Below are 1,039 nucleotides of genomic sequence, written 5' to 3' on the forward strand. Positions count from 1 at the left end.
AGTCGGCGGCAGTGAACATGTTCGCGCACCGTCTGAGCGACCGCATGGGCGCAGTGGCAATGAGCGAGGAACGTGCTGCCTGGGCGCGCGTGGCCCGCAGCAATTCCGATTTCACTGCGGTGGGCGGGCAGCTGTCGGTGGATGGAAATACGTCCGTGATGCAGATCGGCACGGATGTGTGGCGGCGCGGCAATGCCGCACTGGGTGTGATGCTGGGCAGTGGCCGTGCGGACAATACGGTGGTTTCTGACCTGACCGGTTACAGCGCCAAGGGCCGCGTGCGCGGCACGGCGGTGGGCGTGTACGGCACCTGGCTTCAGCAGGCCGATGGCAGCGAAGGCGCGTACGTGGATGCACAGCTGCAGTACGGGCGTTTCAGCAACCGCGTGCAGGGCGTTGCGCTGGACCAGGAAAGTTACGATTCGCGCATGCGCAGCGGCTCGCTGGAGGCGGGTTACACCCTCAACGTTTGGCAGGGCGCGTCCAGCAATGTGTATGTGCAGCCGCAGATGCAGCTGACTTATACCGACTACAGCGCCGACCGACACGTGGAAAGCAACGGCACGGTGGTTGATGGCGCAGAGGCAGGCGGGCTGGCCGGACGCGTGGGTGTGCGCGCGTTCGGCCAGCACGCAGGCATGGGCACGCTGGTGCAGCCGTACCTGGGCGTGAACTGGCTGCGCAGCAGTGGCCGCAATGCCATCGACTTCCGCGGTGAAACGCTGCGGGCCGACCTGCCGCGCAACCGCTATGAGGTGCAGGCCGGTGCCGAGTTGAAGATCAGCCAGCGCCTGGGGGCGTGGGGTGGCCTGAGTGTGCAGCGCGGTGACCACGGCTACCGCGATGTGGGCGGGCAGGTGGGTGTGCGCCTGGCCTGGTAAGTGAGCGGGTTGGGGTCAGATCCCGTTGCGGATGCAATGGGCTCTGGCCCCACCACGCGCGCTCGGCTGCGCTTCGTAGAGTCGTGGGGGGGGGGGAGGAGCCCGCCAACAAAGGCCCACCGAGCCACAAAACCGGGGGGGCAAGCGGGGTGGGTTTA

1 protein-coding gene is annotated in these 1,039 nt (G+C 67.1%); it reads left to right on the forward strand.

The features are described 5' to 3' along the window. Positions 1 to 881: autotransporter outer membrane beta-barrel domain-containing protein (locus ACFQ6N_RS41165; RefSeq protein ID WP_380659243.1), on the forward strand; the 881-nt coding region annotated here is incomplete at its 5' end. Positions 882 to 1,039: the final 158 nt, after the last annotated feature.

This window comes from Kitasatospora sp. NPDC056446 (genome assembly GCF_042796115.1).
In the GTDB taxonomy this organism is placed as follows: domain Bacteria; phylum Actinomycetota; class Actinomycetes; order Streptomycetales; family Streptomycetaceae; genus Kitasatospora.